Source organism: Streptomyces sp. NBC_01445 (assembly GCF_035918235.1).
Taxonomy (GTDB): Bacteria; Actinomycetota; Actinomycetes; order Streptomycetales; family Streptomycetaceae; genus Streptomyces.
Map to the genome: position 1 here is coordinate 665,279 of NZ_CP109485.1, position 23,190 is coordinate 688,468.

Annotated in this window: 19 protein-coding genes; 15 read left to right on the plus strand and 4 right to left on the minus strand. The window is 70.0% G+C overall.

Annotated features, from left to right (window positions below; genetic code table 11):
- Window positions 1–13: 13 nt before the first annotated feature.
- A complete protein-coding gene (locus OG574_RS03330; protein WP_326771758.1) occupies window positions 14–1,630 on the minus strand; it encodes a phosphodiester glycosidase family protein in 1,617 nt (538 codons plus the stop codon).
- Window positions 1,631–1,993: 363 nt separating this feature from the next.
- Here OG574_RS03330 and OG574_RS03335 point away from each other — a divergent pair, with 363 nt between their 5' ends.
- The 3 genes from OG574_RS03335 to OG574_RS03345 all read left to right on the plus strand — a co-directional run bounded on the left by OG574_RS03335 (window position 1,994) and on the right by OG574_RS03345 (window position 4,545).
- Window positions 1,994–2,842 (plus strand): ABC transporter substrate-binding protein, encoded by an 849-nt coding sequence (locus OG574_RS03335; protein WP_398377465.1) that lies wholly within the window; start codon window positions 1,994–1,996, stop codon window positions 2,840–2,842.
- Window positions 2,843–2,925: 83 nt separating this feature from the next.
- Window positions 2,926–3,690, plus strand: coding sequence for an amino acid ABC transporter permease (locus OG574_RS03340; protein ID WP_326778352.1), 765 nt, complete (start codon window positions 2,926–2,928; stop codon window positions 3,688–3,690).
- Between the two features lie 54 nt (window positions 3,691–3,744).
- On the plus strand, window positions 3,745–4,545 hold the full coding sequence (locus tag OG574_RS03345; protein WP_326771759.1) for an amino acid ABC transporter ATP-binding protein: 801 nt from the start codon (window positions 3,745–3,747) through the stop codon (window positions 4,543–4,545).
- A gap of 364 nt (window positions 4,546–4,909) precedes the next feature.
- On the opposite strand, the gene OG574_RS03350 is transcribed toward OG574_RS03345, so the two are convergent.
- Window positions 4,910–5,497 carry a TetR/AcrR family transcriptional regulator gene (locus OG574_RS03350; RefSeq protein ID WP_326771760.1) on the minus strand — a complete coding sequence of 196 codons (588 nt, stop codon included), beginning with the start codon at window positions 5,495–5,497 and terminating at the stop codon, window positions 4,910–4,912.
- A 140-nt stretch (window positions 5,498–5,637) separates the two neighbouring features.
- Here OG574_RS03350 and OG574_RS03355 point away from each other — a divergent pair, with 140 nt between their 5' ends.
- A complete protein-coding gene (locus tag OG574_RS03355) occupies window positions 5,638–6,420 on the plus strand; it encodes an SDR family NAD(P)-dependent oxidoreductase (RefSeq protein WP_326771761.1) in 783 nt (260 codons plus the stop codon).
- A 148-nt stretch (window positions 6,421–6,568) separates the two neighbouring features.
- Here the strand turns inward: OG574_RS03355 and OG574_RS03360 are convergent, their stop codons facing one another.
- Entirely contained in the window at window positions 6,569–6,979 is a 411-nt protein-coding gene (locus tag OG574_RS03360; RefSeq protein WP_326771762.1) for a hypothetical protein, read from the minus strand.
- Between the two features lie 216 nt (window positions 6,980–7,195).
- On the opposite strand from OG574_RS03360, the gene OG574_RS03365 reads away from it, so the two are divergent.
- The 11 genes from OG574_RS03365 to OG574_RS03415 all read left to right on the plus strand — a co-directional run bounded on the left by OG574_RS03365 (window position 7,196) and on the right by OG574_RS03415 (window position 22,589).
- Window positions 7,196–8,059, plus strand: a complete 864-nt coding sequence (locus tag OG574_RS03365; protein WP_100593576.1) for an LLM class flavin-dependent oxidoreductase — start codon at window positions 7,196–7,198, stop codon at window positions 8,057–8,059.
- Between the two features lie 489 nt (window positions 8,060–8,548).
- The gene (locus OG574_RS03370) at window positions 8,549–11,707 is read left to right on the plus strand and encodes a discoidin domain-containing protein (RefSeq protein ID WP_326771763.1); all 3,159 of its coding nucleotides are present in this window, start codon (window positions 8,549–8,551) and stop codon (window positions 11,705–11,707) included.
- A 263-nt stretch (window positions 11,708–11,970) separates the two neighbouring features.
- On the plus strand, window positions 11,971–13,080 hold the full coding sequence (locus tag OG574_RS03375; protein WP_326771764.1) for a LacI family DNA-binding transcriptional regulator: 1,110 nt from the start codon (window positions 11,971–11,973) through the stop codon (window positions 13,078–13,080).
- A 47-nt stretch (window positions 13,081–13,127) separates the two neighbouring features.
- A complete protein-coding gene (locus OG574_RS03380) occupies window positions 13,128–14,726 on the plus strand; it encodes an FAD-dependent oxidoreductase (protein WP_326771765.1) in 1,599 nt (532 codons plus the stop codon).
- Window positions 14,727–14,816: 90 nt separating this feature from the next.
- Complete coding sequence (locus tag OG574_RS03385; protein ID WP_442816918.1) at window positions 14,817–16,949, plus strand: hydantoinase/oxoprolinase family protein; 2,133 nt, start codon at window positions 14,817–14,819, stop codon at window positions 16,947–16,949.
- Complete coding sequence (locus OG574_RS03390) at window positions 16,946–17,503, plus strand: hypothetical protein (RefSeq protein WP_326771766.1); 558 nt, start codon at window positions 16,946–16,948, stop codon at window positions 17,501–17,503. Before OG574_RS03385 ends, OG574_RS03390 begins: the two co-directional genes overlap by 4 nt.
- A 3-nt stretch (window positions 17,504–17,506) precedes the next feature.
- Window positions 17,507–18,799: a transporter gene (locus OG574_RS03395; RefSeq protein ID WP_326771767.1), complete on the plus strand. Its 1,293-nt coding sequence runs from the start codon at window positions 17,507–17,509 to the stop codon at window positions 18,797–18,799.
- 36 nt (window positions 18,800–18,835) lie between these two features.
- Window positions 18,836–19,840 carry a hypothetical protein gene (locus OG574_RS03400; protein ID WP_326771768.1) on the plus strand — a complete coding sequence of 335 codons (1,005 nt, stop codon included), beginning with the start codon at window positions 18,836–18,838 and terminating at the stop codon, window positions 19,838–19,840.
- Between the two features lie 471 nt (window positions 19,841–20,311).
- Window positions 20,312–20,893 (plus strand): TMEM165/GDT1 family protein, encoded by a 582-nt coding sequence (locus tag OG574_RS03405; protein WP_326771769.1) that lies wholly within the window; start codon window positions 20,312–20,314, stop codon window positions 20,891–20,893.
- 138 nt (window positions 20,894–21,031) lie between these two features.
- A complete protein-coding gene (locus OG574_RS03410; protein ID WP_326771770.1) occupies window positions 21,032–21,484 on the plus strand; it encodes a MerR family transcriptional regulator in 453 nt (150 codons plus the stop codon).
- A 25-nt stretch (window positions 21,485–21,509) separates the two neighbouring features.
- Entirely contained in the window at window positions 21,510–22,589 is a 1,080-nt protein-coding gene (locus OG574_RS03415) for an SDR family oxidoreductase (RefSeq protein WP_326771771.1), read from the plus strand.
- Here OG574_RS03415 and OG574_RS03420 read toward each other — a convergent pair.
- Window positions 22,552–22,965, minus strand: a complete 414-nt coding sequence (locus tag OG574_RS03420; RefSeq protein ID WP_398377468.1) for a DUF3592 domain-containing protein — start codon at window positions 22,963–22,965, stop codon at window positions 22,552–22,554. The two genes, OG574_RS03415 and OG574_RS03420, sit on opposite strands and share 38 nt — an antisense overlap.
- Window positions 22,966–23,190 lie beyond the last annotated feature (225 nt).

Here is a 23,190-nt window from a genome sequence, read left to right on the forward strand (position 1 = left end):
CCTGTCGGTGGGATCAGTCTCGGCCGGGGAGGACCAACAGGGCGTCTCCGACCGGGCGTTCGCCGGTCGCGTCGGACGGGGCGTTGATCACGCGCCCGTCGGCGACCATGGTGGTGGACCCGCCGCCGTCGAGATTGATCGCGTCGCGCAGGCCCAGTGCCTTCGCGACCGCGGCGCTCTCCGGGATGCTGAGTCCGAGCGCGCCCGTGCTGCGTCCGTCGGCCGTGACGAGGACGGTCCGTCCGGCGGCGTCGACTCCGGCCAGCGTGCGCGGATTGCGCTTGTGCACCCAGCCGTAATAGAAGCTCGGGTTACCGGGCTGGACCATGCCGTCGGCCGCCACGGTGATGTGTGCACGGCCGTCCCGGACGAGTTCGGGGCCGCCATTGAGGATGCTGGTGCCGGTGGACGGGGAGACGGTGCGCCCGTCGGCGTCCTTCAACACGGCCTGGATCCGCAACTGGCGCCCGGTCTGCGCCAGTTCGGCCAGTCGGGAGACGTAGCGACCGGTCGCCTGTACAGAGCTGCCGCCTTCCGGTAGCGACCCACCTCGCGGCGATCGCACCTCAAGTACCCGTCCGTGGCGGTCGAGTACGGCCTCAATTCCTTCGCCGCTCGGGGTCTTCTGGCTGAACTCGGCGGTAAAGGCGACGAGTTCGTCGTCGTCCTTGCAGGTCGTGTCGTGCAGCGGCAGCGAGGTGGGCGTGTCGTCGGCGGTGCCGCCACAGTTCCTGATCAGGCCGGGGACGCGGTTGATCCCGTCCAGCGGAATCGAGGCGCCCCGGCCGGCCAGCTTGCCCTGCCAGGTGAGCCGGGCGATGCCCGTCCGCCTCCCGGAGTCCTGGATCACGAGGGAGGGGCGCGTGCCCACCGGTTCGCTCAACAGCCGGCCGTCGTATACACCGATACCGGCCGGATCGCCGGGGGCACCGGCGTTCGGGTCGAGCACGAAGAACCCGGCGTTGACGCCTGCGGTCGCCCCGGCCGCGGCCACGAGCTGACTGGTCTTCTCACGGTTCTCGAGATCCGGCCCGTACGACGCTCTCAGCGCGCCGCGGAAACGGTGCGGATCGATGGTGAGGACGTCGATCCGCCACGGGCCCCGGTCCGTGGGCTCCCCGTCCCACCCGCGATACACGGCGGCACCGGTGAATCCGACCGTCGAAAGCCGGGTGCGCTCGGCCGTGGCCGCGGACTGCGACCCGAACTCCCCGACCCGGACGCGCCATCCGAGCGTGCCGCCCGCGAAGTCCGCCGTCGCTGGTGTGGTGACCTCCTCGGCGCGCGCCTCGAAGCCGTCTTCGCGCAGGTGGGCGACCAGTTCGTCGGCGCTCGCGCGGTCGTTGAGCGCTGCTGGTGGCGCATCGGGATCCGGCGAGCCGGCACCGCCGGGGATGGAGACCTCGACCGTCCACCCGAGCGCCGGGGCGTCGGCTCCGCGCACGATACGGGTGAGGGTGACTCCGGGCTGGAGCTGCTGCGTCGTCCGCGTCTCGGGCAGGTCGGCGGGGCCGAGCGGCAATGCGCCGGCCGACCTTGGGACGGGCGCCGACGAGGCCGGTACCGACAGGCCTCCCACGACGGCGAGAACGGACAACACCGCGCCCACGCCGAACAGTCTGCTGTTCACATGCCCCCCACCGGACGAAGAACGGCTCTCCCGTAACGGTGCTTGTGGTCGAGACCACCCGTCAAGGCATGTGCACGTCATCCCTCGGACGACGCGGTCGATGACCGTGGGCTCAGGCAGCCGATAAGGCGTCCCGCGCGCGACACGCACCACTCAAGATCGAAAATGTGAAGGCTTCCGGAGTGGCTGGTGACAGCCCTGGACTTTCGTGTTCGCGCTGATGCAGGGTGTGCCCACCGCAGTCGGAGCTCCGCTTGGGCCTGTCCCCCCGGTGGCCCGTGGTCACGGCTGCGCGGGCACCCGACGGGTGCCCGTCCCATTCCAGGTCAACTTCTCCCTGTCCAACGGAAGTTGCGATTCTCCATGCCCAAGGGAAGTCAAGTGAGCCCTCACGGAAGACTCGTCCGCTGCTCCACCCCGCTCGTGCTCGCCGCCGCGCTCGCCCTGTCGGCCACCGCCTGCAGCAAGGAACAGGCCACCACGACGGCCGGCGGCGTGAAGCTGGTCAAATCCGGCCAGTTGACGACGTGTACGCATCTCCCGTACGCGCCGTTCCAGTCGGAGAAGGGGAAGAAGATCGTCGGCTTCGACGTCGACCTGATCGATCTGGTCGCCGACGACCTCGGTCTGAAGCAGGAGATCGTGGACAAGTCGTTCGAGACGATCAAGACGGGCGCGGACCTCAACGCAGGGGTCTGCGACGTGGCCGCCGCGGGCATGACGATCACCCCCGAGCGCAAGCAGCACCTCGACTTCTCGACCCCCTACTTCGACGCCAACCAGGCACTGTTGGCCCGTAAGGGCGTCAAGGCGAAGTCGCTGGACGCCATCAAGAGCGGCAAGATCAAACTGGGGTCGCAGTCGGCCACCACCGGCGAGGACACCGCGCACGCCGGCGGCATCGACTCGAAGTCGTTCGAGAGCTCGGACGCCGAGCTGAACGGACTGCGCACCGGTCAGGTGGACGTCGTGATTCAGGACTACCCGGTGGTCCAGAACTGGCTCAAGGACCCTGCCAACGCCGCTAAGTTCAGCGTCACGGGTACCGTTCAGACGGGTGAGAAGTACGGCTTCGCCGTACGCAAGGGGGGCAACGCCAAGCTCCTCGCCGCCATCGACAAGGCCATCAAGAAGGCCAAGCAGGACGGCACGTACAAGAAGCTGTACGAGAAGTGGATCGGCCCGATGCCTGCGGAGGCCGCGTCCCAGTGACCTCCTCTCACGCACCCGTCGCGGGGAAGGCCCCGGCCCAGCCGGCCGCGCGCCCGCGCCTCTCCCCGCGTCGGCGGCGCAGCATGCTCCGCGGTGCGCAGTACGTCGTCCTGGCCGGCGCGGTGATCGCTGTCGCTGTACTGGCCGACTGGCACCAGTTGCAGCAGCAGTTCCTCGAACTGTCCGTGGCCAAGCGGATGTTCCCGGATCTACTGACGGTGGCGCTGGCCAACACGGTGGCGTACACCCTGTCCGGATTCGGTGTGGGCCTCGTACTCGGCCTGGTCATCGCCCTCATGCGGCTCTCCTCGGTCGCCCCCTACCGCTGGCTCGCCTCGCTGTACATCGAGGTGTTCCGCGGACTGCCCGCCCTGCTGATCTTCATCTTCATCGGGGTCGGCGTCCCCCTGGCGTTCCCCGGTCTTGCCATCCCCGGCGGCGCGTACGGTCAGGTCGCCGTGGCCCTGGGCCTCGTAGCCGCCGCGTACATGGCGGAGACCATCAGGGCCGGCATCCAGGCCGTGCCCCGCGGCCAGATGGAGGCCGCACGCACGCTGGGCATGTCCCACGCGAGGGCCATGTGGTCGATCGTCATCCCCCAGGCCTTCCGCGTCATCGTGCCGCCCCTCACCAACGAACTGGTCCTTCTCTTCAAGGACTCGTCACTCGTGCTGTTCCTGGGCGTCTCCTTGCAAACCCGCGAACTCACCAAGTTCGGACGGGACTTGGCCAGCGAGACCGCCAACACCACACCCATTTTCGTGGCCGGTCTCTGCTACCTCCTGATCACCGTCCCGCTGGGCTACGTGGTACGCCGTCTGGAGGCGGGCCATGCGAAGGCGCGGTAGGCGATGAGCGCCAGCGAGCCCTCCGGCACCACGAGAGAAGACAAGGGGACGGGCATGACGAATGCCACCACCGCAGCGGACACGTCCGCGCCCACGCCGACCCGGGCGATCGAGATCCGCGCGCTCCATAAGTCCTTCGGTGACCTCGAGGTCCTGCGCGGCATCGACTTCACTGTCGACACAGGCGAGGTGGTGTGCGTCATCGGCCCTTCCGGGTCGGGCAAATCGACGTTGCTGCGCTGCACCAACCTGCTCGAACAGCCCACTCAGGGCCACGTCCTCATCGCCGGAACCGACATCACCGACCCGGATGTGGACATCGACCGGCTGCGTCGACGTATCGGGATGGTCTTCCAACAGTTCAATCTCTTCGCGCACTTGAGCGTCCTGGACAACCTGACGATCGCACAGCGCCGGGTGCTGGGCCGGGACAAGACCGAAGCGGTACAGGTGGCCCGACAGAACCTGGCCCGCGTCGGACTCGCCGACAAGCAAGGCAGCTACCCCTCGCAACTGTCGGGCGGTCAGCAGCAACGGGTGGCCATCGCCCGCGCCTTGTCGATGGGCCCCGAGCTGATGCTGTTCGACGAGCCCACGAGCGCGCTCGACCCGGAACTCGTCGGAGACGTCCTCGCCGTCATGCGCGGCCTCGCGGACGACGGAATGACGATGATGGTCGTGACCCACGAAATGGGCTTCGCCCGGGAAGTGGCCGACCGTGTCGTCTTCATGGACGACGGCGTCATCGTCGAACAGGGAAGCCCCGACGAGGTCCTCGGCAACCCCAGCCACCCACGCACCCGGGAGTTCCTCGCGCGAGTCCTGCGCCCGGCGGACACCCTCACGGAGTCCTGACGGGGTAGGGCGCTTCCCGACCGCAGACGGATGGCCGGGATGCATGTCGGCACGCACCGCTCCCGCTCCCCCCGGGGGTGCGGCCCGCCAAGGCGACAGTTACCGGAACCCCTCACACACACGCGCGCCACGGCGAGCGCAGCCCGACACACGCCCCCGGTCGCCGACCGGGGGCGTCGTCACGAAACTCGACAGGATCACTCACGGGTTCGTCATCAGCCGCAGGGGGCCATTGCTCCGGGCGGCAATCGTTCCGGTACCACTCGCTCGTCGTCGGTCACATGTTTCCCGGTGAATACGAGCCGGAACAGCAAACCACCGCGCAGCCGAGGTAAGTGCCAGGGCAGAGAGCTCGAAGAGCCAGTCAGCGGGTGGCCGGCCTGCCGATGCCGTACAGCAAGGTGTCAACGACGCGTGTGGCAAGGGCGTCCACGGCGGCGTCGGTGTCCGGCGCCTCGGCCGCAGCCTCGTGGATGAGGGCGTAATAGACGCGCCGCGCCCAGTCCAAATCGGTGTCGGGCGCAAGAAGGCCCGCGTCGCGGGCGCGCGCGAACAGCAGCTCGCACCGGGCCAGGACCTCGGCGTGCACGCGCGCGGCCTCAGGGGCGCCGGTGGGCTCGGCGCCCATGGCGAAGCCCCATCCGATCTTCACGCGGAGCACGTTCGCGGTGACCTGGTAGAGGGCGATCGCCGGCGGGGCGGTCTCCGGCCGGGCTGCTTCGACTGCCTCGTAGAACCGCTGCGTCGCCCATGTGGCCAGTGCCGTGATCAGGGCGTCCCGTGAGGCGAACCGCCGGTGCACGGTCGTCCGCGCCACCCCGGCGGCCTCGGCGACCTGCTCCATCGTCGCTGCCGGGTTCGCCGACAGCACCCGCTCAGCAGCTTCGAGGATCGCTCGAACGGTCCGCTCGGCGTCGGCACGCAGCGGCTTGTCGGGGGCGGGCAGCGCCATGGGTGCTGATCCTTCCGGGTCTGTGGGTGACTCCAAGAGGATACGACGGCGTGTCGACTCACGGATAACTTGCAACATTCGTGATGCATGTTTTAATGATTGCGCATCACATGGGACGCAGCTATCTACGGAGGTACACCATGGACCTGCAGTTGAACGGCAAGGCTGCGCTGATCACGGGCGCGAGCCGGGGTATCGGGCTGGCCGTCGTTCGAGCCCTCGTCGCCGAAGGCGTCCGCGTCGTCGCAGCAGCCCGTACCCCCACACCGGAACTGAAGTCGACCGGCGCCACGTGTGTGGCGGTGGACCTGTCCGATCCGGCCTCGGCTGAGCGTCTGGTCACCGAGGCCGTGACCGAACTGGGCGCCATCGACGTCCTGGTCAACAACGTCGGGGGCGGCGACGGGGGCCTGGGCGGCGGCTTCCTCGACATGACCGACGCGCAGTGGGCGGAGGTGGTGGACCTGAACTTCTTCGCCACGGTCCGTGTGACCCGCGCCGCCCTGCCCGCGCTGCTGGCCACCCGTGGCGCGATCGTGAACGTGTCGTCCATCGGTGCCCGTGTCCCGAGCAGCGGACCGATCGCGTACACCACCGCCAAGGCCGCACTCACCGCCTTCGGCAAGGCACTCGCGGAGGAATTCGGCCCGCAAGGTGTCCGGGTGAACACCGTCTCCCCCGGACCGGTCCGAACCGCCATCTGGGAGAGCCCCACCGGCTACGGAGCGGAGCTCGCGGCATCCCTGGGCATCCCGCATGCCGAGCTCGTGGCCGGACTCCCCGCAGCGACCGGCATGCTCATCGACCGGCTCATCGAACCGGACGAGGTCGCAGCCCTCGTCACGTACCTCACCTCACCACGCGCCGCGGCAACCACGGGCACCGACCACCTCATCGACGGCGGATCCGTCAAGACCGCCTAGCAAGCCGGCACACGCGGCAGTAGGACGTCATTCCTCGGGCAGACGTTGACAGCACCCCGCCTCAACGTGACACCCGATCTCGCAGATCGCTTCCGTCGTCACGCTCTCGGTCTGCGACGGGAGCGTGCGCCGCCTCCGGGACCACCGGTCACGTCTGCGTACGACGATCCGGTCTGCTGCGCACGGCGCCGCCCACGATCATGATCGCGTGCTGGGACCACGCGCAATGGCAGCTGTCGCACACCGTTTTGATCCACCCCAGCGAGGCGTCATCGCGGCGCCGCTGTCGTCCGGCTGCCCCGCAGAACTCACAGGTGACGGCAGAACGTTCCTCGGCCGCGGCAAGAAGCACACGGATCTCACCGCCGGCCGAGTCCGGAACTCCGGAGACCTGGATCCGCACCGTGCCGAACTTCTCCTTCAGATCGTCGACCCGATAGTCGCCGGCGTAGAGGCGGAGGCCTTCGTCCAAGCGCAACAGGAGGGGATGCCAGCCGGGACCGACTGCACGCAGCTGTTGTGGCAACTGATCAAAGGGGCGGCGCTGTTCGACCTGCATCGCCTCATCATGCGCCGTCAGAACCCCACCCCCAACGCCCCCTCAAGGCATACGTCAACATCACTGGCCCGTGCGCTGCTCATCGGGCAGCAGCCGTTTGCCGACCGGCCGCCGAGACGGCCCGGGCCGGTAGTCGCGCAGCTTGGCCACCGCATTTCGGTGGACTGCCGTGAAAAACCTCTGGATCCGGTTCCGATTGCACCGCATCCTGCTGGGATGCGCTTCTCCATCAACATCCCCAACTTCGGCGACTTCGCCGACCCCCGTAATGTCGCGACCGTAGCGGCCGCCGCCGAACAGGCGGGCTGGGACGGGCTCTTCGTCTGGGATCACGTGCTGCACCGGCATCACCAAGGGCGTCCCTTCGGGGACCCGTGGATGCTCCTGACCGCCGCCGCGCTGGCGACCTCGCGGATCCGATTGGGCACCCTGCTGACGCCGGTCCCTCGTTACCGGCCGCAGCAACTCGCCCGCCAGGTAGCCACGTTGGATCAGCTCAGCGGCGGCAGGGTGATCTTCGCCGCGGGTCTGGGCGGTCCGATCGAGGACGAGTACCGCAGCTTCGGCGACGCCGCCGAGCCGCGCGTCCTCGCCGAGCGACTGGACGAGGGGCTGGAGCTGCTGGGGCGCTTGTGGTCAGGCGAGCCGGTGAACCACCACGGCCGGCACTACGAGGTCCGGGACGTGACGATGCTCCCCGCCACCGTGCAGCGGCCCGCTCCCCCGGTGTGGATAGGCGGATTCTGGCCACGCCGTGCGCCCATGCGGAGGGCAGCACGCTGGGACGGCGCGGTGCCGCTGTTCGAGACGGCCCGACATGGGCATGTGCCGGATGCAGCAGAGGTACGGGAGCTGATCAGCTACGTGCGCAGTCAACGTACGGCTGGGACGGACCGACCGTTCGAGTTCGTGCTCGGCGGCGCCACGCCCCCGGACGCGGCGAAAGCCAAGGACGTGATCGGACCGCTGCACGACGCGGGCGCCACCTGGTGGGACGAACGGCAGATCCAGACCGGCCCCGACCTGGACCGCCTGACCCCGGTTCTACGCCGAATCGAGGCGGGGCCGCCAGTGCTCTGACACGTTCCTTGCAGTTGGTCAACTGTCGCGCCGTTGCCCCAGCAGGCGGGCCTGTTCCCTCTTCAGCTGGGCGAAGCCTCTGCGTGCGTACGCGGCTATCTCCTCGCTGGGGAACGGTACGACTGAAAGGTGCTGGTCGTAGCTGTCCTGTGCCCATCGTGCGGCCGTGACCTCGCAGCATCGCCGGCTCAGCGACCTCTACGGCCCTCTGTGCCTCAACGGGTTGCGCCTGTCGCAGCGCCATGAACGCCTCGCTTGCGTCTCCTGGTCCGTCTGCCGTGGCAGATCGGGTTCGCTGCGACTCCTGTTTCGCCCCGACCCGAGCCACGCGTGCATCCGTCCGTACCGGCCCCGGACCTCTTCCGCCAGCCGCATGCCGCGCACCCCCTCGATCACCAGCGGCTTCCCACCCATTGACGCTCCGCGCGACAGATCGAAGAATGGGCGCCTCCCGCCTGACAACGTTGTCGTGTGAAAGAGGTCCCGCACATGCCGCACCACCCCATGCAGGTCGACCGCCGGAGATTCCTGCAACTCCTGGGCCTGTCGAGCGCCTTGGCCGCCCTGCCCACCGTCGCCGTCGCGAACTCTGCCCAGGCTCTGGACAGTTCCACCGGTTCCTCCGGTTCCGCCTCTCCCCCGGACGAGACGGCAGCCACATACCACCGCGTTCTGCTCCAGCACACCCACTGGTCCGAGACGCAGTGGGACGAGGCGCGGGGCTACTACACGGACAAGGATTTCGGATTCGCCGTCGTTCTCGGCCATGCGGTGCTGCTCACGCACGGCACGTACGACAACGAACTGGCCGGCGTCGACCGGGACACCCTCAAGGCACGCACGCTCGCCACGATCCGGCACTTCGCGACATCGAACCGGCTCACGGGCGGGACCCAATGGGGCCGCAAGCTGTTCTTCGACACCACGTTCCAGTCGTACTTCATCCTTGCCGCGCGGCTCCTCTGGGACGATCTCGACAGCGCGACGCGCACGAACGTCGACACCATTGTTCGTGAACAGGCCGCGTACACAACGATGTTGGGCACCGGCGACGACCCGGACTCCGGCGACTGGACACCGAACGGCCTCAAGGGCGGCTACGTGGGGGACACCAAGCTGGAGGAGATGGGGCTGTACGCGCAGACACTCGCACCCGCCCTCGCATGGGCGCCGGACGACGCGCGCCGCCCGGAGTGGGAGTCGGGCTACGGCACCTGGTCGCGCAACGAGGCGGGGCTCCCCCCGGCCGACCTCGCCAATCCGGCGCTCGTCGACGGCGTAGCCGTCTCCCGCAACACGGCCCGGAATCTGTACGACACGTTCATCGTCGAGAACCACGGATCCTTCGGCCCGCACTACCAGGAGGAGTTGTGGCGTACCTCGGGACGCAACGCGGCGCACTTCCTGGCCGCCGGGCAGCCGCTGCCGCAGGTACTGACCGCACAGCCCAACGCACAGCCGCTGTGGCGCACGTTGCTGGGGGTGATGAGTGACGCCGGTGAGCCGTTGATGCCGATGGTGAACGACCGCGAGCATCTGTACGGCAGGGACGTGATCCCGCTCGCGTTCCTGGCGCAGGTGACGGGCGACCGGGCGGCGGCACGGGCCGAACAGGCGCTGGCCGAACGGCTCGAGGCATACCAGAAGTACCCGCCGGAGTACCGACTGGCCAAGTTCTCGGGTGAGCCGAAGTATGAGCCGGAAGCCCGGGCCGAGCTGGCCATCAGCTATCTCCTGCACATGTGGGCGGCCGCGAAGGGCGAACGGGTCCGGCCGCTGTCTGCGGACGAGCTCTTCGCCCAGGCGTCGGGGGTCACGGACTTCGGCTCGGGTCCTGGTCTCGTCTCGCACCAGACGCGGGCCGCGTGGGCGGGTGCCGTCAGCAAGCCCGGCTTCGTGAAGTTCGCCTGGCAACCGGCCCACGACGACTGGCTGTTCAAGCTCAGCGGCGGTACGCCGATGTTCCTGCCCGCGACCACGGGCAAGGTCGCGCAGCGAACCGTCCGGACGTACACCTCCCGGCGCGACGGCTTCGACGGCAGCGCCACGGTGCTGCGTCTGGACAGTGGATACGCGGGCTTCACGACACTGCCGACGGGCGCCGTCGTCTACGCGACCTCCGGAACGGCCGCCGGGGAAGGGCACCTTGAGGTGCACAACCTGACCATGCCGGGGATGGCCGGCCTCGACGGCGCACGTACGTACCGTTTCGAGGAGGGTGAGGTCGAGGTACGCGCGCAGGATGCGGATACCTCCCCGACCGCGGCTGCGGCGCGCGTCGACGAGGTGAGCTTCTCCCGCGCCACCGTGCGGCACATACGTATGCTCGGGGTACGCCCCGATCCGACGTACGGCTACTCCCTGTATGCGTTCGAGGTGCGCGACGGTGCTGACGTCACCGACCTCGCACGTGGCGCGACGGCCACCTCGTCCTCGAACGATCCGGGCAAGGGTCCGGAGCTGGCCGTCGACGGTGATCTCGCGACGCGCTGGGCGGTCGCCAAGGCCGAACGTCCGCGTGCCGACAGCTGGTTGAAGGTCGACCTGGGCGGCGAGCGCGAGGTCGACCGCGTCACGCTGCGCTGGGAGGCTGCGGCCGGGCGCGCGTATCGCGTGCAGGGGTCGGCGGACGGCGAGCACTGGGAGGACCTGGCGGCCTGGCCGGTCCCCGATGTGAGCAGCCGGGGTGGCTGGCTCGACATCGATGGACGTGCCGGGCTCGTCGTGCGCGGATCGGATGCGGACCACCCGATCGCCGTGTACGGCGACACGATCCTGGCGGCCGACGGGCAGGCGGCGCCGGTCGTCGTCGAGGGATATGCAGGTGCGTCGGCCAACACGCTGCGCGCGCTGGCGCGGATCGCCTCGCCCAGGGCTGGGAGCAAGGCGATCCAGGTGGCATTCACGCAGGAGCACCTGAGCCTGTTCAACCTCTCGGGCGACGCGGTCACCACGACGGTGGACGTGCCACAGTCCGGTGCACGTCGTCTGGTGTTCCAGGGAGACCAGACTCTGACCGACGGCGGAACGACCTACCAAGCCCAACTCGGAGCGTCTGACGCCCTGTTGCTCGCTCCCCGGTTCACGCTGGCTCCTGTGGCGGGTGCGGGACGGCTGCCCTCTGGACTGCGTGTACGGGTGATGGACGGCGCCACCGTGCAGCTCTCCGGGGCGAGTTGCCGCGTTCGCGTGGAGGGGCAGCAGCGCAGCGAGGTCGCCGTCGTGCGGCATGGGCGTGAGACGACTCTCCGTCTTCGCGACGTGACCGCCTTCCCCCTCGACGACCTCGCCCTCGACCGCACCGTGTTCCCCACCAGTCCACTGCCCGCCGGCATGTCGGACCCGTCCGCGGCGGTGGACGGCAATCCGGCGACCTCGTGGCGGCCCGGTCCCGACGGGCGCATGGTCGTCGACCTGGGCGAGCGGCTGCCGTTGCGTTCGATCGAGGTCACCTGGACGGACGCCGGGGCGCCCGCTCTCAGTGTTGAGGTCAGCGACGACGGTGTCACCTACCGAGGTGCGGGCCGCGCCGACGGGCGCGGCCGTGTCCGTGCACTCGACCTCGACACGTCGGCGCGGTATGTCGCCGTGAAGGTCGAGGGGCGGCTGTCCAGGGACGCCCGCCTCACCCGACTCACCCTGCGCTGAGACTCGCACAGAACGCATCCCGAGGGACCCGGCCCGGCCGCGCGGCAGGCCGGGTCCCTCGCCGTTTCGCGCGGGGAGAACTCTGCGTCTGCGACCTCAACTCCCCCTCGCCGCAAGGCCACACCCCACCGGAAAGTTTCGTCCGGCCCCTTGACCTGCCCCCCGAGGCGCCCGCACAGTACGGGCTAATACGCATTACCTAATACGCATTACCAGCACGCGGTCACGCGACAACCAAGTGTCGACAGCAAGGAGCACCAGGCGTGGAGCAACCCAGGAAGCGCGCGAAGCCCGGCCGGGCCCCGTCCCCCACCGGCCGTACGTCGCGCCCGCGCCAGGCCGAGGTGGCCCGCCTCGCCGATGTCTCCCAGGCGACCGTCTCCCTGGTCCTGAACGCCCGTCGCGACGGCAAGGGCGCGACGATCTCCGAGGAGACGCGGCAGCGGGTCCTCGACGCGGCGCGCAGCCTCGGCTACGTCCCGGACCCGGCGGCACGCCGGCTGGCCGCCGCCCGCAACAACCTGCTCGGCGTCTTCAGTTTCACGGCGACCTTCCCGACCGATGTGCAGCACTCGTACTACCCGTTCCTGGTGGGCGTGGAGCAGGAAGCGGCCGCGCGCGGCTACGACCTCGTGCTGTTCACCGGGTCGAGCAGCGGGGGCGCGGGCGCCGCGGGGCCGGACGCGCTCAGCCGGGTACGGCTCGCCGACGGCTGCCTGTTCCTCGGCCGGCACGTGCCGCGTGCCGAGCTGAAGCGGCTGGTCGCCGACGGGTTCCCGGTGGTGCATCTGGGGCGCCGGGAGGAGCTCGAAGGGCTCGCCTGGGTCGGCGCCGACTACGTCAGCGCGAGCCGCGAAGTCGTCGCGCGACTCGGCGAGTTGGGACACCGGCGGATCGTGCTGGTGCGCGAGGACGACGACGCTCCCGCGTCGGGCGACCGCCAGGAAGGTTTCCTCGACGGTCTCGCGCGGGCGGGTCTGCCGGGCGCTCCCGACGCGGTGCTGCGCTGCGTCGATCCGGTGGCGGAGCTGACGGCGGATCGGGTCCGGGCGCTGGTCACGGACGGTGTAACCGCGTTCGTGGCGGAGGAGACCGACACCGGCGCCGCGTGGCGGGCGGTGAGCGGGGCGGTGCGGGCGGCCGGGCTCTCATGTCCGGAAGACGTCTCGCTGGCGCTGCTCGGAAGCCCTCCGCCGGACCTTGCACGGGAGCCGGTGCCGATGGGGTTCGACGTGCCCCGGCACGCGCTGGGCGCCGCCGCGGTGCGGTTGCTCGCCTCGATGGTCGCCGGAGAGGAAGCCGACGAGCCGTTGGTGGCGTGCGAGGTCCGCGACGGGGTGACAGCGGGGCCACGCGTCGACCAACTCCCTTGACGCGGCAGTCAGTTCAGAACACCTCAAGAACAACCACAAGGAGCACTGTGATACCCGAACCGGACATCCTGATCGTCGGCGGCGGCCTCGGCGGTGTCGCCGCCGCGCTCGCCGCCTGCCGGGCGGGCCGGCGCGTCGTGATGACCGAGGAGACGGACTGGATCGGCGGGCAGCTCACCGCCCAGGCCGTGCCGCCGGACGAGCATCCGTGGGTGGAGCAGTTCGGCACGACGGCGTCGTACCGGGCGCTGCGCGAGGGCATCCGGGCGTACTACCGGCAGTGGTATCCGCTGCGCGGCGAGGCGCTCGGGCTCGCGGACCTCAACCCGGGCGCCGGGCGCGTCAGCAAGTTGTGCCACGAACCGCGGATCGCACTCGCCGTCCTGGACGCGATGCTCGCCCCGCACCGGGCATCGGGCCTGCTGACCGTCCTGACCGAGCACCGCGCCGTCTCCGCAGAGGCGGACAACGATGTCATCCGTGCCGTCACACTGCGGGATCTGCGCGGCGACACCCTCACGACCATCCCCGCTCGCTACGTCATCGACGCCACCGAGACCGGCGAACTCCTCGCACTCGCAGGCGTTGAGCACGCCAACGGTGCCGAAGCGCAAGGGGAGTTCGGCGAGCCGCACGCACCTGCTCAGGCCCAGCCCGACAACCAGCAGGGCATCACGGTCTGCTTCGCGCTCTCGCACCACGAGGGCGAGGACCACATCATCGACCGTCCCGAAGACTACGCGTTCTGGCGCGCCTACCGGCCCGACTTCTGGCCGGGGCCCCTGCTCGGCTTCGAGGCACCCGACCCGCGCACCCTGGAGCCGGTCCCCCGCACCTTCGTGCCGAACCCGGACCTCGACCCGCTCGCGGTCAGTGCCGACCAGAGCGCCGACGCCGGGGACAAGGAGCTGTGGGGGTTCCGGCGGATCCTGGCGCGCAAGCTGCACCGGCCGGGCGCCTTCGACTCGGACATCACGCTCGTCAACTGGCCGTTGAACGACTACTGGTTGAAGCCGTACATCGGCCAGGAGGCCGAAGCGCTGCGCGAGGCACGGCAGTTGTCGCTGTCAGTTCTGTACTGGTTGCAGACGGAAGCCCCGCGCGCCGACGGCGGCACCGGGTTCCCGGGACTGCGTATCCGCCCGGACGTCACCGGCACCGCCGACGGGCTCGCCAAGGCGGCGTACGTGCGCGAGTCGCGGCGCATCAAGGCGGTGACGACCGTCGTCGAGCAGGACGTCGCCATCGACGCGGTCGGCCCGTACGGCAGGACCCGCTACCGCGACTCGGTGGGAGTCGGCGGCTACCGGCTCGATCTGCACCCCTCCACCGGCGGCGACTCGTACATCGACATCGGCTCGGTGCCGTTCGAGATCCCGCTGGGATCGCTGGTGCCGCGCCGGGCGCGCAATCTGCTGCCCGCCGGCAAGAACATCGGCACCACCCACATCACCAACGGCTGCTACCGGCTGCACCCCGTCGAGTGGAACGTCGGCGAGGTGGCGGGCGCGCTCGCGGCGCACTGCCTCAGCGAGGACGTCGATCCGCAGCAGGTGCAGGCCGAGGACAAGCGGTTCGAGGTGTTCGCGCGGCTGCTCGACCGGTCGGGTGTGCAGCGGCACTGGCCCGACGTCCGCGGGTACTGACAACCCCTCCCCCACGCCTTCAGCAATGTACGCACGTCAACGCACGTCAACGCACGTCAACGCACAAGGAGGTGCCCTGACATGACCGGCATGATCCCTGACCGTCGCATCCGCGTCGGCATCGACGTGGGCGGCACGTTCACGGACGCCGTGGCGGTCGACGCCGCGACGCTCGCGCTGGTGGGGCAGGTGAAGGTGCCCACCAGCCACCACCACGAGGACGGTGTCGCGCATGGCATCGTCCAGGCGCTGGAACAGCTCCTGGAGAAGGTCGAACGGACGGCGGCGGACGTCACGTTCCTGGCGCACGGCACGACGCAGGCCACGAACGCCCTGCTGGAGGGCGACGTCGCGAAGGTGGGGCTCATCGGGACAGGCAGCGGGGCGGGCGCGGTGTTCACCCGTCGGCTCGCCTCGTTCGGCAGGCTCGAACTCGCCCCGGGCAAGCGGCTTCCGCTGACGTACGCGCATGTGGCCGACCCGTTCGACGCCGATGCGGCGCGTGCCGCCGTGGAGCAAGTGCGCGACGAGGGGGCCGAAGTCCTCGTCGCGACCGAGCCGTTCGGGGTGGACCGGCCCGAGGGCGAGCAGGCCGTCCTCGACGCCGCGCGCCCCTCCGGGCTGCCACTCGCGGCGGCGCACGAGATCACCTCGCTGTACGGGCTGCACAAGCGGACGCGTACGGCCGTGGTGAACGCGGCGATCCTGCCCCGGATGCTGGCCACGGCAGATCTCGTGGACGCCTCCATCACCAAGGCCGGGGTGACGGCGCCGCTGATGGTGATGCGCTGCGACGGCGGGGTCATGTCGCTGGGCGAGATGCGTCGGCGCCCGCTCCTGACGATCCTGTCGGGCCCCGCGGCGGGCGTCGCGGGCGCGCTCATGCAGGAGCGGATCAGCGAGGGCGTGTTCCTGGAGACGGGCGGCACGTCGACGGACATCAGTGTGGTGCGGCGCGGCAAGGTGGCGGTGCGGCACGCGACGATCCTCGGCAGGACCTCGTACCTCAACGCCCTCGACGTACGGACAGTCGGTGTCGGCGGCGGTTCGATGGTGCGGATCGCCGGGAACCGAGTGGTCGGTGTCGGGCCGCGCAGCGCGCACATCGCGGGGCTGCCGTACGCGTGCTTCGCCTCGCTCGACGACCTGCGGGACGCGCGGATCGCCACGGTGCGGCCGATGAGCGGCGACCCGGACGACTATCTGGTGCTCGATGCGGCGGGCGGCCGGTTCGCCGTGACGATGACGTGCGCGGCGAACGCGCTCGGCCGGGTACCGGAGGGCGACTTCGCGCGCTGCGCGCAGGAGGTGGCACGGGCCGCGATCCAGCCCCTCGCCACCGCCCTGGGCACTGATGTGGCGGGCGCCGCGCGCGCCGTCCTCGACGCCGGGACCGCGCAGGTCGAGGCAGTGGTGGACGCGATGATCCGGGACTACCGGCTCGACCGCGACACGGCCGTACTGGTCGGCGGGGGCGGCGGGGCAGCGGCGGTGACCCCACACCTCGCCGCCGACGCCGGACTCGAAGGCCGTATCGCCCGGCACAGCGAGGTGATCAGCCCGATCGGCGTGGCCCTCGCGCTCGTCCGCGAGCAGGTCGAGCGGATCGTGCCCGGCGCAACGCAGGAGCAGATCCTCGCGGTGCGCGCCGAGGCCGAACGGGCGGTCGTCGCACAGGGCGCCGCGGCCGAAGGGGTCGAGGTGGAGGTGACGGTCGACCCGCAGACCAGCACCGTACGGGCCGTAGCCACCGGTGCGACCGAGCTGCGCACCCAGGACCGGGCGCACCGCGCGGACGACACCGAGCGGCTGCGCGCGGCTGCCGCGAGCCTCAAGGCGCAGCAGTCACGGGTGAAGGTGCTGGCCGGCACGGCTGCGTACACCGTCTACGGCACCGAGGTGCGGCGCAGGTTCCGGGCCCACCGGCAGCCGGTTCGGGTGGTGGACGCGGACGGGGTGGTGCGGCTCGGCATACCGCACGCGCGGGTGTCGACGACGACGGTGGGCGCGGCCGGTGAGGCGCTGGCGTCGCTGGTGCGCGACGCCACCTCGTACGGCGACGGCGGTGTGCGGGCTCCGGCCGTGCGGCTGCTGGTGGGCGGCCGGATCGCGGATCTGTCCGGCGTGCTCGCACCGGATGCCCTGCTGGCCCTGGCCCGCAGCGAGTTGCGCTCGCGGGCCGCCGACGAACCGGTCGTCGCGGTCGTGGAGCCCCGCGCATGACCGGCGATCACGACGAGGACCTGGACCTCGCGGTGCGGCTGCTCGCAGGGACGCCCACGCACGAGGGACGTGATCCGCTGATGCTCCGTCAATGGGCGCTGACAGCCGAAGAGTTCGGCAGTCGGATGGCTCCGGATCCCGGACCGGTGCGAGTCGTCGAGCAGGACGGCGGGCTCGCGGCCGGCCTGCTGGCCCGGTACCGGTCGAGGCCGCCGGTGGTCGAGATCTACGTCGACACGGTCGACCGCGCCGAGCGGCTGATCGCCGAGCGCGACTGGCGGCACTGGTTCCCCGTCGGATCGGTGCGGGCAGCCGCCCTCGCCCACGAGCGGGCGCACGCCTGGCTCCACCACGCGCATGTCCGGGCCGAGTTCAAGCGGGCGCTCGGCCACACGGCACTGAGGCTGGGGCGGCGCCGTCTTTACGCACATGTCGCGGGCGCCGACGAACTGGCCGCGCACGCCTATGCCCGCGCCGCCTGCGGCCTGGGCCGCAGTCCCCTGCTGCTGACGGAGGCGCTCGCCGCCGCCGTGTCCTGCGAAAGCGAGAAGTGACCGATGGGTGTCGTCATTCTGCTCGTCATGGCGGCCGGAGTGGCCGCCATGCTCAGCCGCAAGCTGCCGACCGCGTTCGCGCTGGTCCTGCTCGCCGTGGTGATCGCGTTCCTCGCGGGCGCGCCGCTGACGGGCAAGAACAGCGTGTTCGACACGGTGCTCCAGGAGGGCGCGCCCGCGCTCGCCGCCACGATGATCGCGATCCTGCTCGGATCGTGGCTCGGCAAGCTCCTGGAGGAGACCGGCATCGCGGGCACCCTGGTCCGTAAGATCGTCGAGTTCGGCGGAGACCGGCCGGTGTTCGTGGCGCTCGGTGTCCTCGCGGTGTCCGCGCTTGTCGGCACCGTGACCGGCTCCGCGCCCGCGGCGATGCTCGCCGGGCTGATCGGTATCCCCGCGATGATCGCGGTGGGCATCCCGAAGGTGACCGCCGCGGGCACGATCCTGATGGGCATCGCGGCCGGGATGCCGTTCGAGCTGCCGGTGTGGCAGTTCTTCTCCACGGCGCTTGAGCTGCCGGTGGACACGGTGCGCGGCTTCATGCTGAAGCTGTTCCCGTTCGCACTGGTGGCGGCCACCGCCTACGTGCTCGTGGAGTCGCGGCGCCGGGGTGTGGAGCATGCGTGGTCGCTCAAGTCGGTTCAGAAAACGCCGGGTTCGCGCGGCAGCAGTCGGCGTCAGCGGCTCGGCGACGCCCCGTGGTACGCGCTGCTCACTCCCGTGGTGCCGCTGGTGCTGGCCCTTGGCTTCGATCTGGCGATCATCCCGTCGCTCCTTGCGGGTGTGCTGTACGCGCTGGTGACGACGACGCGGCCGCGCGAGATGAACCGCCGCCTGCTGCGCACCCTGTACGGCGGCTTCGAGGTGGCGGCTCCGCCGATCACGCTGTTCGTGGCGATCGGCATTCTGCTCGCCGCGGTGAAGCTGCCCGGCGCGGTCGACGCGCTGGAGCCGCTCGTCAAGGCGGTCAGCCCGCACAACGCGGTGCTGTTCGTCCTGGTCTTCACCCTCCTGGTACCGCTGTGCCTTTACCGCGGACCACTGAACGTGTTCGGCCTGGGCGCCGGCATCGCAGGCGTCCTCATCGCCACCGGCATCTACCCGGCTGTCGCCGTCCTCGGCATGGCCACCTCGTACAACCAGGTCTTCGGCGTCGCCGACCCGACCAGCACCCAGACGGTGTGGAGCGCGCAGTACGCGGGCGTGTCGCCGCAGCAGGTGATGGTCCGCACGCTGCCGTACGTGTGGGCGGTGGCGCTCGGCGGCCTGTGCGTCACCGCCGCCACCTACCTGTGAAACCCCTCTGAAAGAAACCGACTTCAGGAGCCGATCATGCAAGAGCCGCAGTTTGGCCTGAACCGTCGCATGTTCCTGCGCACCACCGCCGTCACCGGCGCCGCGTTCGCCCTCGGCGGCCTTTCGACGGCGTCCGCGTCGGCCGCGCCCGGCGGGTTCCCGGACTACACCTACGTCCGCACCCTGCTGTCACCGTCCCAGCTCAAGTACAACCCGACGGGCGAGATCATCTTCCCGACCGTACGGGGGGTGTACGACAAGTTGGCGTCACCTCTGGGCCGTTACTACCTGTACTACGCGCCGCACGACGCGCCGGGCGGCGTCTGCCTGGCGTACGGCGACTCGCTGGAGGGCCCGTTCACGGAGTACCCGGCGAACCCCATCGTGTCGAACAAGTGGGACCCGCACTACTCGGTCAGCCACGTGTCGTCCCCGCACGTGCTGTGGAACGAGGACGCCAAGGAGTTCTGGCTGTACTTCCACGGCGAGAACACCACGACGCGCCTGGCCAGGTCCAAGGACGGTGTGCACTTCACGTACGACAAGGTCGTCCTGTCGACGTCGATGATGCCCACCGGCACGACCGAGACGTCGTACGCCCGTGTCTTCCGCCACGACCTGCCGGCGCGCGGCGCGCGCTACGTGATGCTCTTCATGCTGAACAACACCACCAACCACCGTGACATCTGCTGGGGTTGGTCGGCCGACGGCAGAAGCTGGACCTTCGACCAGACGCCGCTCGTACGGCACTCGGACGTCGGCGCGGTGAACGTGGGCGGCCCCCACCTGCTGACCCGGAACGGCTCCGCGTACGTCGTCTACAACAAGGACAAGGAGAGCGGCGGCGACCTCATGATCACGGAGGTCGGCGCGGACTTCTCGCTCCGCAAGCACCTCGGCGTCTTCTACGACTCCCGTTCCACAGCCCCCGAGAACGGCCGGGCGGCAGCGCCGTCGTTCGGAACGGAGCACGGGGTGCCGTACATGGTGTACGAGGCGGGCGAGCGGTTGGCCGGGGCCATCGCGGTCGCCCGGGGCTGACCGAACGGATCCCGGGCGGGACACGAACTGACGGGTGGTCCGCACGGCACGTACCTACCGTGCGGACACGCCGACAGCCCTCAGGGCGTCATGCTCTGCGCAGGCCGTCCAGGTGGTCGCGCAGAGCCCGGGCGGCCAGGTCCCGCCCGCCGACGCCGTGCTGAGCGCGCAACCCGGACTCCCCGCCCCGTTCCCCCTCCTCGCCAACACCTGTGCAGAGCACCCCCAGTTAGCCTGGATCACAGCGAAGGGAGGCAGTTCCGAGGACCGCTGGTCGACACGCTGGGTGCTCCGGAGCACCCCGGCCACCGGGCTCCCGCACACTGTGCGGGGGCGGACGAGACCTTCGGCCAAGGCATGATCCGGCCCCACTGACGTGTGGGCCGTTCCATCGTGCCCGGCCGAGTGGTTCTCCCGTCGCCCCATGGGCGCCGATGAGCTGACGGCCCGGCCCCAGCAGAAAGCAAGGCAATGACCTTCGACCCCCTGGCGTTCCTCACCGCCTTCGGGCTGATCTTCCTCGCGGAACTCCCCGACAAGACCATGTTCGCCTCGCTGGCCATGGGCACCCGGATGCGGCCGCTGTACGTGTGGTTCGGCACCTCCACCGCCTTCATCGTGCATGTCGCGATCGCTGTCGGGGCGGGCAGCCTGCTCAGCCTGCTTCCGGCCATGGCCGTCAAACTGGTCTCCGCCGCTCTGTTCGCGTTCGGCGCCGTCGTCCTGCTGCGTGGCGGGGACGATGACGACGAGGAAGGCGCCGCCAAGACCGTCACCGGTTTCTGGCCCGTCTACACCACCGCCTTCATGGCCGTGTTCATCAGCGAATGGGGCGACCTCACTCAGATCACCACCGCCAACCTGGCCGCCACCAACCCCTGGCTGCCCACCGCCCTCGGCTCGGCCCTCGCGCTGATGTCGGTCTCCGCCCTCGCGCTGCTGGTCGGCCGCTTCATCGCCAAGCGCGTTCCTCTCAAGACCGTGCAGCGCATCGGTGCCGCGTGCATGGCCGGACTCGCCATCTGGACCCTGATCGAGGCCTTCACCGTCTGACGCCGCGACGTGAGCGCCTGACGGGCCTCAGGTCGGGCGCTCAGCCCCTTCCCTGCGCCCGATCGACCCACCCGGCGACGGTCCAGGGGCGCGCCTTGACTTCAAGCGCTTCAAGTATTAGAGGGTTGGCTCATGGCGATGACGTACAGGTCCGGCGCGGTGGACGACGCCACACCACTCACGATCCAGCAGGTGTCCAGGCGTACCGGTCTCTCCGAGCCGACGCTGCGCTACTACGAGAAGATCGGCCTGATCGGCACCGTGGGGCGCGACGAGAGCAGCGGTCACCGGCGCTACAGCCCGGCTGCCGTGGAGACCATCGAGGCGCTGAGCTGCCTGCGGTCGACGGGGATGAGCGTGCGGGACATGCGCGCTTACCTCGCGCACCTCGACACCGGTGACGCGCCGCGCCTGCGCGAGCTGTTCCAGGACAACGCCGAGCGCGTTGCCGAGGAGATCGAGCGCATGCGGATCCGGCTGCGCTACCTGCAGCTCAAGGCCGATCTGTGGGCCGCGCGCGAGCGTGGGGACACCGCGGCGGAGCAGCGCGCCGTCGCCGAGGTCACCCCCGTCATCGCCGACCTACGTTGATGAGAAGGAAAGGCAGGAGTACGCCATGAACAACGATCTCGTTCTGGTGACGGGCGGCAGCGGCTATGTGGGGTCGCATGTCGTCAAGCGGTTGCTCGACGAGGGTTTCCCGGTCCGCACGACGGTCCGCTCGATGAACCGGGCGGACGACGTGCGGGCCATGGTGGGCCCGCGTGCCGAGCGGCTGGAGTTCGCGCGGGCGAATCTGACCGATGATGCGGGCTGGGAGGACGCCGTCGACGGATGCACCTATGTCGTGCATGTCGCGTCCCCGTTCCCGCCCGCGCAGCCGGACGACCCCGACGAGCTCATCGTCCCCGCTCGTGACGGTGCCCTTCGCGTCCTGCGGGCGGCGCGGGACGCGGGCGTCAAGCGCACCGTGCTGACGTCGTCGTTCGCCGCTGTGGGCTACAGCCGCAAGCCCGGTGAGGACTACACCGAGACGGACTGGACGGACCCAGCGGACGACAACACTCCCTATGTCCGCTCGAAGGCGATCGCGGAACGGGCGGCATGGGACTACATCGAGGCGGAGGGCGGTGGACTCGAACTCTCTGTGATCAACCCGAGCGGAATCTTCGGCCCGCTTCTCGGCCCCCACCTGTCCGCATCCACCGGCCTCGTCAAGGCGATGCTGGACGGCGCGATGCCCGTCGTGCCGCCTGTGTACTTCGGCGTGGTCGACGTGCGTGACGTGGCGGACATCCACGTCCGGGCGCTGACCCACCCGGCGGCCGCCGGCGAACGGTTCCTCGCCTCCAACGGCCCCGCCATCAGCTTCCTCCAGCTGGCCCGGATCCTCCGCGAGCACCTCGGCGAGGCAGCCGCGCGCGTCCCGACCCGCGAACTGACCCCCGACGAAGTGCGCGAGGCCGCCGTCAGCAACCCCACCCTGCGGGATGCCGTCCGGCAGTCGGGCGGCATCCCCGTCCTCCACACCGAGAAGGCCCGCACGATGCTCGGCTGGGAACCGCGCGACACGGCGACCACGATCGTCGACACCGCCAGGAGCCTCATTCAACTCGGGCTCTGTGAAGGCGAAACGCCCCGCCCGCCGCACCGAGGTGTCAGCCGGCCGAAGGAAGGGCGGTCCCGGATCCGCTGAGGATGAGGCGGGAGCGCCGCCGCGACGCGATCGCAATGGCCGTACCGATGCCCGCGATCAGCAGTCCGATCCCACAGAAGACCAGCGGAATCAGCCACAGCGAGACAAACCCGTCGATCTTCGCGTCCTCCGGGTCATCGGCGCGGTACAGGACGTCAACCCGCTCACCCTCGTCGTACGCCGGTGGGTTGGAGCCCATTGAGCTCCGGAACGTCGTCGGCGCACCGCCCGCCGGCGTGAACTCGACGACCGGGTGCGCCGTGGGCCCGCTGCTCTGCCGTGACTTGCTGGACGAGCTGACGTTGCCGCCCTCCCACTCCAGGTACACCACGGTTCCCCTGGCACGCTCCGCATCCGTCACGAACGAGATCGACACCCCTCCCACAATCGCCCCGATGGCGAAGAACAGCGTCCCGAACGCGATGACCCCGAATGTGATCCACCAGCCGGCACTCCGCCGCCCACGTACCTGAACCTGCACAACTTCCCTCTCACTTGTCCGGAGTGAGAGGACGCTATCCCAAGTGCAAAAACCACTGCGCACCCGCCCCCACGCACGTCGTTCACGACGCGGGGGAACTCCGGGGCCCTGGTCCCCGGC